9 protein-coding genes and 1 pseudogene are annotated in these 9508 nt (G+C 70.0%); 5 read left to right on the top strand and 5 right to left on the bottom strand.

What is annotated here, in order from left to right; all coding sequences use genetic code 11:
- Positions 1–130: 130 nt before the first annotated feature.
- Positions 131–1186, bottom strand: coding sequence for a heat-inducible transcriptional repressor HrcA (gene hrcA, locus I53_RS01230; protein WP_085987606.1), 1056 nt, complete (start codon positions 1184–1186; stop codon positions 131–133).
- A gap of 167 nt (positions 1187–1353) precedes the next feature.
- On the opposite strand from hrcA, the gene rph reads away from it, so the two are divergent.
- The 3 genes and pseudogenes from rph (at position 1354) to hemW (ending at position 3905) form a co-directional block, all read left to right on the top strand.
- Complete coding sequence (gene rph, locus I53_RS01225; protein ID WP_043345834.1) at positions 1354–2067, top strand: ribonuclease PH; 714 nt, start codon at positions 1354–1356, stop codon at positions 2065–2067.
- The gene (gene rdgB / locus I53_RS01220) at positions 2064–2693 is read left to right on the top strand and encodes an RdgB/HAM1 family non-canonical purine NTP pyrophosphatase (RefSeq protein WP_043345832.1); all 630 of its coding nucleotides are present in this window, start codon (positions 2064–2066) and stop codon (positions 2691–2693) included. Before rph ends, rdgB begins: the two co-directional genes overlap by 4 nt.
- A gap of 38 nt (positions 2694–2731) precedes the next feature.
- Positions 2732–3905: pseudogene (hemW, locus tag I53_RS01215) on the top strand (radical SAM family heme chaperone HemW).
- On the opposite strand, the gene I53_RS01210 reads toward hemW, so the two are convergent.
- Positions 3906–5171, bottom strand: coding sequence for a penicillin-binding protein activator (locus I53_RS01210; protein WP_083935932.1), 1266 nt, complete (start codon positions 5169–5171; stop codon positions 3906–3908). It abuts the pseudogene before it with no gap.
- A gap of 134 nt (positions 5172–5305) precedes the next feature.
- Here I53_RS01210 and rsmI point away from each other — a divergent pair, with 134 nt between their 5' ends.
- Positions 5306–6277 carry a 16S rRNA (cytidine(1402)-2'-O)-methyltransferase gene (rsmI, locus tag I53_RS01205; RefSeq protein WP_043345837.1) on the top strand — a complete coding sequence of 324 codons (972 nt, stop codon included), beginning with the start codon at positions 5306–5308 and terminating at the stop codon, positions 6275–6277.
- The gene (locus I53_RS01200; protein ID WP_043345830.1) at positions 6274–6663 is read left to right on the top strand and encodes a YraN family protein; all 390 of its coding nucleotides are present in this window, start codon (positions 6274–6276) and stop codon (positions 6661–6663) included. Before rsmI ends, I53_RS01200 begins: the two co-directional genes overlap by 4 nt.
- Positions 6664–6741: 78 nt before the next feature.
- Here the strand turns inward: I53_RS01200 and I53_RS01195 are convergent, their stop codons facing one another.
- The 3 genes from I53_RS01195 to I53_RS01185 all read right to left on the bottom strand — a co-directional run bounded on the left by I53_RS01195 (position 6742) and on the right by I53_RS01185 (position 9495).
- Positions 6742–7131 carry a response regulator gene (locus I53_RS01195; RefSeq protein WP_043345829.1) on the bottom strand — a complete coding sequence of 130 codons (390 nt, stop codon included), beginning with the start codon at positions 7129–7131 and terminating at the stop codon, positions 6742–6744.
- A gap of 257 nt (positions 7132–7388) precedes the next feature.
- A complete protein-coding gene (locus I53_RS01190) occupies positions 7389–8501 on the bottom strand; it encodes a L,D-transpeptidase (RefSeq protein WP_043345827.1) in 1113 nt (370 codons plus the stop codon).
- Between the two features lie 76 nt (positions 8502–8577).
- Entirely contained in the window at positions 8578–9495 is a 918-nt protein-coding gene (locus I53_RS01185; protein WP_043345835.1) for an extensin family protein, read from the bottom strand.
- Positions 9496–9508 lie beyond the last annotated feature (13 nt).

Genomic DNA, 9508 nt, shown 5'->3' with positions numbered 1-9508 from the left:
CGCGCAACGGGCGAGGCCGCGCGACAGGTCCTGGGCTCCGCATCGGATCTGTCGCAGCACTCCGCGCGCCTCGGTGTCGAGGTCGCACGATTCCTGGATTCGGTTCGGGCGGCCTGAGGCCCGACAGGACCTACCGGCCGCCGTCCAGAAGCTTCGACACCACCCGCGCCGTATAATCCACCATCGGCACGATGCGCGCGTAGTTGAGGCGGGTCGGACCGATGACTCCGACCACGCCGACGATCTTCTGCGATCCGTCGCGGAACGGCGCCGCGATCAGCGATGACCCCGAGAGGGAGAACAGCTTGTTCTCGGAGCCGATGAAGATACGCACGCCCTCGCCGCCCTCGGCACGGGCCAGCAGGTCGATGACGTCCTTCTGGGTCTCCAGGTCGTTGAACAGCAGGCGGATCCGCTCGAGATCTTCGACCGCGCGCAGGTCGTCGAGCAGGTTGGCCTGGCCGCGAACGATCAATTGGCGCGCTTCCGTCGGCCCCACCGGCGTTGCGAGCCCCGCATCGACGAGGCGTTCGGTGATCGCGTCGAGCTCGCGCTTCATGGCCTTGCGGCCGGCCTCGATCTCGGCGCGCAGCGACCCCAGGGTGCGGCCCTGCAGGCGCGCGTTGAGGAAGTTCGTGGCCTCCTGAAGCGCACCCGCCGGAAGTCCGGGCGGCAGATCGACGATGCGGTTCTCGACGGAGCCGTCATCCGAGACGAGGATGACGAGGGCGCGGGCCGGATCGAGCCGCACGAACTCGATGTGCTTCAGATTGACGTTGGCCTTCGTGGTCAGCACCACGCCGGCCCCCCGCGAGACGCCCGACAGCATGGTCGAGGCCTCGGCCAGGGCGGAATCGAACGTGTGGCCCGAGGCTGCGGCCCGCATCTGTGCCTCGATGCGCGCCTGCTCGTCCTGGCTGACGTCGCCAAGTTCCAGCATCGCGTCGACGAAGAACCGCAGCCCGAGTTCGGTCGGGAGGCGTCCGGCCGAGGTATGCGGCGCGAAGATCAGGCCGGAATGCTCCAGATCCGCCATCACGTTCCGGATCGAGGCCGGCGACAGCGCCATCGGGAGGATCCGAGCGAGATTCCGGGAGCCCACCGGCTCGCCGGTCGTGAGATAGCTCTCGACGATCTGCCGGAAGATCTCGCGGGCGCGCTCATTGAGGGCGGCGAGGGCCTGCATGGATTGGCCGTTGGCAAAGTTGGGACTGGGGTGTGTCACGCGGTCATCCTGTGGTCCGATCATGCGCAACCGACCCGCGCGGATCAATCCGTACGGCGATGCTTGCCCGTGATGTCGCGGCGGCCTAAGAGCCCGGCCCTCGACACTCTCGACAGAAGGGGCCCGCGATGCGGCCTTCCAAGCGTGCCGCCGACGAGTTGCGGCCCGTGAGCCTGGAGCGCGCGGTCTCGCGCTACGCAGAGGGCTCGTGCCTCGTCAGCTTCGGAAATACCCGGGTGCTCTGCACCGCGTCGCTCGAAGAGCGTTCGCCCCCGTGGCTGCGCGGCTCGGGCAAGGGCTGGGTCACGGCGGAGTACGCCATGCTCCCGCGTGCGACGCACGAACGCACCCGCCGCGAGGTTGGTTCCGGGAAGCCGTCGGGTCGAACGCAGGAAATCCAGCGGCTGATCGGCCGGTCCCTCCGGGCCGTCACGAACCTGCCGGCCATGGGCGAGCGTCAGGTGACGATCGATTGCGACGTCATCCAGGCCGATGGCGGCACCCGGACGGCCGCCATCACCGGCGCCTGGGTGGCGCTGCACGATTGCTTCGCCTGGATGCGGACGCGCTCGATCATCTCGGTCGATCCCCTGCGCGACCATGTCGCTGCCGTCTCGTGCGGCCTGTACAAGGGCATGCCGGTCCTCGATCTCGATTACGCCGAGGATTCCGCCGCCGAGACCGACGCCAATTTCGTGCTCACCGGGCGCGGCGGCATCGTGGAGGTGCAGGGCACCGCCGAGATGGAGCCCTTCACCCAGGAGCAGCTTCTCGAACTTCTCGGCCTCGCCCGCGCCGGCACCAAGCGTCTGGTCGCCCTCCAGAGGGAGGCCATCGCGTGAGCCGCCGCCTGACCGGAAAGGTGGTCATCGCCACGCACAATGCCGGCAAGCTCACCGAGATGCGCGAGCTGCTCGCGCCGTTCGGGGTCGAGGCGGTGTCGGCCGGCGAACTCGGACTGCCCGAGCCCGAGGAGACCGGCACGATGTTCGCCGAGAATGCCGCCATCAAGGCGAAGGCGGCGGCCGACGCCACCGGACTGCCCGCCTTCGCGGACGATTCCGGCCTGTGCGTCGACGCCCTCGACGGAGCGCCGGGCATCTTCTCGGCCCGCTGGGCCGGCCCGAACAAGGATTTCGCCGCCGCGATGGCGCGGATCTTCGCCGAGCTCGAGGACCGTGGCGCGGCCGACCGCCGGGCCCATTTCGTCTCGGCCCTGGTCCTGGCTTGGCCGGACGGCCATACCGAGCTGTTCGAAGGGCGGGTGTTCGGCGACCTCGTGGCGGCGCGGGGCACCGCCGGCTTCGGTTACGACCCGATCTTTCGGCCGGACGGGCACGCGCGCACCTTCGGCGAGATGAGCGCCGAGGAGAAGCACGGCGTCGACTGGCAGAAGGGTCAGGGGCTCTCGCACCGGGCCCGGGCCTTCGTGGCGTTGAGCCGGGCCTGTCTGGCCTCCGGTTCCTGATTGCCAAACGGCGCGGTCGCGCTCACATCCCGGTCATCATGGTATCGACCGGCCCGGAACATCCGACCCGCGACGTGGGTTTCGGAATCTACCTGCACTGGCCCTTCTGCGCGGCGAAGTGCCCGTATTGCGACTTAACAGCCACGTCCGCCACGCGGGCGTGGACGAGCCGCGCTTCCTCGCGGCATTCGGGCCGAGATTGCCCACACGGCCGCCCGCACCCCGGGGGGGACCGTCACCAGCATCTTCCTCGGCGGCGGGACACCCTCGCTGATGCAGCCCGCGACCGTGGCGGGCCTGCTCGACGCCGTCGCGGAACACTGGCCGGTGGCTCAAGGCGCCGAGGTCACCCTCGAGGCCAATCCGTCGAGCGTCGAGGCCGGGCGCTTCCGGGGCTACCGCGCCGCCGGGGTCAACCGGGTTTCCCTCGGCATCCAGGCCCTCGACGACGCGTCGCTCCGGACCCTCGGGCGCCTGCACGACGCCGCACAGGCCCTGGAGGCGATCACGCTGGCGCAGTCGGCCTTCGAGCGGACCTCCTTCGACCTGATCTATGCCCGGCCCGGACAGACTCCGGCGCTGTGGCGGGCGGAGCTGAAAGCGGCGCTGGCGCGGGCCGCAGAGCACCTCTCGCTCTACCAGCTCACCATCGAGCCGGGGACGCCGTTCCACGGTCTCGCCGCCGCCGGCAAACTGGTGACGCCGGACGACGAGGTCGGACGCGCCCTCTACGACGTCACCCAGGAACTCTGCGCAGAGGCCGGCCTGCCGGCTTACGAAATCTCGAACCACGCCCGGCCCGGGGCGGAGTCGCGGCACAACCTGCTCTATTGGCGCTACGGCGAGTATGCCGGCATCGGTCCCGGCGCGCACGGGCGGCTCGTGACGGCGGGGGGACGGATCGGGACCGTCACCGAGCGGTCGCCGGAAGCCTGGCTGGCCCGGGTCGAGCGCGACGGACACGCCGTCGTCGAGACCGAAACGCTCACGGCCGCCGACCAGGCCGACGAGTTCCTGGTGATGGGGCTTCGCCTTCGCGAGGGCATCGATCCGGATCGCTACGCTGCCCTCAAGGGCCGGCCGCTGAACGGCAACCGCATCGGCATGCTGATCGGTGATGGCGTGCTGGAGCGGCTTCCCGGCGGCCGCATCGCCGCGACCGCGAAGGGGGCGCCGGTGCTCAATGCCCTGGTTGCCGAACTTGCGGCCTGATCAGATCCCGGGCTTTGCCAGCACCCGCGGCGCGGGGCTGACGGGTATCGCAGCGTTGTTGCGGATCTCATAGACCGCCAGGGACCGCTCGCTCTGCCCGTCCGGCCGGAAGCGGAAGGTCCCGTCGATGCCGGCGAAGCCGGAGCCGTTCGTGAGGGTGGTCTCCGCGAAGCGCTGCGAGCCGTAGCGTCGGGACAGGGCGGCCGCGAGCATCACCGCATCATAGGCCAGGGATGCGACGCGCGGCGGAACGGCGCCGAACCGGGCTTGGTAGCGGCCGCTGAAATTCGAGAACCCGGTGCGGTCCGGCGAGGCGAAGCGGCCGCCCTGCAGGGCGGGAAGGGCGAAGAGCGACGGCTCGTTCCAGAGGGCGGTGCCGATGGGGCGTATCCGGGCGGGCGAGAAGCCGGCCTTGGTCAGCGCCGCGGCCACGCCCGGCAGCGCGTCGGCGGTTTCGGGGATGAACAGCGCGTCGGCGGTGGCACCCGGCCCTGCGATGACCCGGGTCAGCCGTTCCACCGCCGGACCCGGCGCGCCGGCCGGGTAGCGTTCGACGGCGGCGACCCGCGCGCCCTTCCGGGCAACGGCCTCCCGGAACTCCGCCTCCACGGCATTGCCGTAGGCCGTCTCGGGGATCAGAGCCGCGAAGGAGCGTTTTCCGCCGGCGACGGAATCCTCGACCACGCGGTCCACCTCCGGTTGCGGCAGGAAGCTCAGGAGGTAGACGCCCCGGCTGGCCACGGTCACGTCGGTCGAGAAGCCGACCACCGGCTTGCCCGCCGCTCTGGCCGCGGCCGCAGCCGTCTGAACATTGCCGGCGAAGAGCGGACCGAGCACGATCTCGGCACCCTGGCGCAGCGCCTCCTGCGTCGCTTCCCGGGCGCCGTCCGGGCTGCCTCGGTCATCTTCCACCAGGAGCGTCAGGTCGGGTTGCTGTGCCTCGTCGTAGGCAAGTTGAGCCGCGTTGCGCATGGCGGCGCCCACCGTTGCCCCCTGGCCGGTCAGCGGCAGCACGAGGGCGACCTTGACGGCTCCGGAGCCGATGCGCCCGATGCCACCCGCCGCCGGCATCGGCGGCGCTGCGGGTGCGGGTGGCGGTGCCCCCGGAACGGCCGCCGGCGGCGTCAGCTCGGCCTGTGGCGCCGTCGCGCGCCGAGCGATGTCGGTGCCGAGGCAGCCGCCCAATGACAGCAGGACGGCGCACAGCGCAGCGGTCGGGGCGGTGACGCGCACGAGACGGTCCCGCATGCTCGTCGGGCGCGCCATCGCGCGGACTCCTCTCGGCAGGCACCGCAGCCTGACGATCGGAATCCGAATTGTAAACGCGGAGCGGCAGAGTTGCCCCCGGTCGGACGCCTTCACCGCGACGGGAGACGGCCGGTGTGGCAAGATCACCGATGATGACACGCCGATTCGATGCCCCGGGGCCCGCCGCCCCGACCCGAGCTCCGTCCCCGAAGCTCGCCCCCGATCGGCCGCGCAACACCACCTTCACGGCCTTCGGTCTGGCGAGCGAGACCGAGCCCCTGTCGCCGGGCCTGCACATTGTGGCGACGCCCATCGGGAACCTGCGCGACATCACCATCCGGGCCCTGTCCACCCTGGCGGCCGCGGATGCGGTCCTGGCCGAGGACACCCGCGTCACCCGGAACCTGCTGGCGCATTACGGGATCACGACACCGCTGCTCGCCTATCACGAGCATTCCAACGATGCCGTGCGGGAGCGGATGATCGCGCGGCTGCGCGCCGGCGAAGCCCTGGCTCTCGTCTCGGATGCCGGGACGCCGCTGGTCTCGGATCCCGGCTACAAATTGGTCCAGGCCGCGATCGAGGCGGGGATCGCCATCACGCCGGTTCCGGGCCCGTCGGCGGTGATGACGGCCTTGGTCGCGGCAGGTCTGCCGACCGATCGTTTCTTCTTCGAGGGCTTCCTGCCGCAGAAGGCCGGCGCCCGGCGCAACCGCCTGGAGGCACTGGTTCAGGTTCCCGGCACGCTGGTCCTGTTCGAATCGCCGCATCGCCTGCCCGACATGCTGGCCGATGCCGCCGCGGTGCTCGGCCCGGAGCGCCCGGCTGCCGTGACCCGGGAATTGACCAAGCTCTACGAAACCATCCGGCGCGATACCTTGGGCAGCCTGAGCGAGCGCTTCGCCCAGGAAGGACCGCCCAAGGGTGAGATCGTGGTGATCATCGGTGCGGCGACGACGCCGGAGCGAACGATTGATGCGGATGCCGCCCTCGACGCGCTGATCCTGTCGGCGCTGGAGCGGCACTCGATCAAGGATGCCGCCAGCCTCGTCGCTGACGAGACCGGACAGCCGCGGCGTCAGGTCTATTCGCGGGCGCTGGCTTTGGCGCGGGGCCAGGGATGAACGGGGCTGTGCCGGACCGGACCGGCCGGCGCCGCGCCGCCTATCGGCGCGGCCACCACGCCGAATGGCTGGCGCTGGCCGCACTGATGCTCAAGGGCTACTGGCCGATCGGCCGGCGCGTGAGCATGGCCGGGGGCGAGATCGACCTCGTCGTCCAGCGCTGGAACACCATCGTGTTCGTGGAGGTGAAGGCGCGTGCCAAGCGTGACGACGCGCGGGAAGCGATCGATGCCGCCAAGCGGCGGCGCTTCTCCCGCGCGGTCAGGGCGTGGATCGGGCGCAACGCGTGGTGTGCCGGTGCGACGTTCCGTGCCGACGCCGTTTTCGTCGGGGCCCGCGGGTGGCCGGCCCATGTCGAGCAGGTCTTCACGATCGAAGGGCTCTGAAGCCGCGGTCAGGAACCGCGGCGTCTCGCCTCACCCGACAGCCGCCGTGCTGGGGACGCGCCGGTTACCCAGCGTGCGTCAGGCGCGGGCGGCCCGGATCGCGCCGATCAGCGTGCGCTTGAGATCGGCTTGGCTGAAGGGCTTCTGAACGACGGGCCGGTCGCGGAACGGCTCGCGGATGCCCGCGCCGCCGTACCCGGTGGAGAAGACCAGCGGCAGGTCGCGCTTGGCGATGGCCTCGGCCACGGGATAGATCGGCTCGCCCGCCACGTTCACGTCGAGGATGGCAACCTCGAACGCTTCCTGCGACGCCATTTCCAGCGCGGAGGAGAGCCGTGCGGCCGGCCCGACTACGGCACAGCCGAAATCGAGGAGCATGTCCTCCAGAAGCATGGAGATCGCGGCCTCGTCCTCGACGACGAGAACGCGGACACCGTTAAGAACGTCGTCGTTGGAGTCAGCAATCACGCCGGGCCGTCTTCCCTTCGAACGCCCCGTTTCCGGGGATTATGCCGTGCGGTCGGTCGAGCCCCGCGCACCGCGACAGCAGCGCTCGTATGAACGAGCACGGCCCGAAGGATGGCCCGCGAGACAACCTGTGGCGTCGCCCGTATTCCGCAACGTGTCAAGCGTTCCCGGCCCGTTCCGATGGCGCGACCGCGCGCTATGTTAACGCCTGATACATTTTTGTCCGCCCGGCAGCCGGGCGGATCGACGCCGGGTGATCAGTCTTCCTTGAAGACGACCTCAGCACCGCGCGTAACATGCGCGGCAAGGTCGCGGGCATTCCAATTGGTCAGCCGGATGCACCCATGGGATTCGGTCTTGCCGACCTTCTCGGGCTCCGGCGTTCCGTGGATGCCGTAGCTCGGGATCGCCAGATCGATCCAGACCAGACCGACCGGGTTGTTGGGACCGGATTGGATGGTGAACTTGTGCTGCGCTTTCACGCCCTTGAATGCGTATTTCGGATTGTACGTGTAGTCGGGATTGAACGCGACGCCCTTCACCTTGGTGTCGCCGCTCGGCGCTGGCTTCTCGGAGCTGCCGATCGAGGCGGGGTAGTAGGCCAGCAGCTTTCCGTCGGCGCCGAAGGCCCGGACGTCGCGGCTCGCCTTGCCGACCTCGATGCGCTCGACCTTCGGACTTTCGGGGAGGTCCTTGGCCTTCGGCTTGTCGGTCCCCATCGGCTCCACGGCCGCGACGGCGATGACCGTGCCGGCCTTGTCCAGGGACTTGCCGGGATTGAGCGCGCTGACGAGGTCACGGCCCATGTGGAAGCGTTCTGCGAGCATCTCCCGGGCATTGGTGTACCCCAACGTCTTGAGCTCGGCCTGCTGCTCCATCTTGGGCGGGATCCGCTCGACATAGGGCCCCGAGGCATCGGATTCGGTGATCGTATAGTCCGTGACGACGGGCTTATCGCTCGTCGCCTGGAGTTTGTCCCAAACCTCAGGATTTAGGCTCTGCGTCGCTGAAAGCCCCTGCGCCACAGCGAAGGCGGAGAGCGCGCGTTTGTAATTTTCGCCGGTCCGGCCGTCGATCGCGCCGGGATAGAAATGCGCCCGGTCGAGCAGCACCTGCGCCTTGACGATCAGCGGGTCGGGCTTCTCCGCGGACGCAGCGGCCCGGCGCGCCTTCGTGTTCGGCTTGGCCTCCCGATCCTTGCCCGCTTCCGGGGGCGCCAGGGCGGCGGCGTTCACGGTGTCGGCGGTGAGCGCCGGCGGCTGCGCCGCTTCGGTCTTCCGGTCTTTCTCGGGCTTGGCCGCCGCGCCTTGCACGACGAGACAGCTCGCCACGAGAGCCGCGCCAACGGGCCGCCAGGATTTTGGGATCATCGACGTCGCAATTCCGGAGAGCGGAGGCGCTCCCGTGCCAAAAAGCGCCGAGCCGGCCGGAACGTTCCACGCGAGGCTACTCGCACAGCCGGTGGCCGGCATTGCGCTCCCGCTGGTCCACATGAAGATGGTTGGCGTGGGCGGCGTTCGAACCCGGCCCCAGGACCGTGCGGAAGAAGCCGCAGGCCTTCGTGCGCACCGCGCCCAGGAACTGCGCCTCCTCGGAGCCGTCCGGCATCGCCTTCACGGGGATGCTTGCGCGTCCGGCGAAGGCGAAGCCCATGATGTCGGCGGCATTGGCGAAGGCATGTTCGCTCAGCTTGGCATCGATGTCGTGATTCTGGCCTCGGCAGACATAGGAGCCGCCGAGTTCGAGGGCGGTCAGGGGATGCTTCAACGTCCGCTCGGCCTCGACCTGCACCTCGGTGACCCAGCGCGCCAGGGCTTCGGCGGCCCGGCAGGTCAATGTCGCGCCCTGCGGCAGCGCCACGCCGTCGGCGAATTTCGTCACCTTAAGCGGCAGCGGAGCGGTGCATTGCCCTTCCGCGATGGGCGCCAGCGGCTCGAAATCGACGCCGAGTCGCTTCAGGCGCGTCCGGCAGGCCGTATCGTCCGGCGGCGAGACCTTCAGGGCCAGGGCCGCCCCGCCGGACAGTTCCGGCGGGCGCTCGGGCGGCGCGGGTGGCGGCGTCGGGATCTCGGGTTTGGACGCCTCCTTCGCGGATTCCTTCGAGCCTTCCTTCGGGCTTTCCTTCGCGGATTCGGAGGCCTTTTCCCGGCCGGGATCCTTGACCGGCTCCTTCGCCGGCTCCGCGACGGCAGGCTTCAGTTCCGGAGGCCGGGCCGGCGGGGTCGGGGGTGCCGGCTCCGCAACGGGTGGCTTCAGCGTCTCAGGGCGTTCGGGCGGCAGGGGCGGGGGCGTCGGCACCCGAGCGGCGGGCGTTTCGGCGGCCCCGACCGGNNATCGCGCGAGCAGGCCGAGCGCCAAATGCAGGGCCCACCCGGCG

The organism is Methylobacterium sp. B1 (assembly GCF_000333255.1).
Classification (GTDB): domain Bacteria; phylum Pseudomonadota; class Alphaproteobacteria; order Rhizobiales; family Beijerinckiaceae; genus Methylobacterium; species Methylobacterium fujisawaense.
Note: the sequence above shows the minus strand (reverse complement) of the source record. Positions and strands in the feature narration are given on the sequence as shown.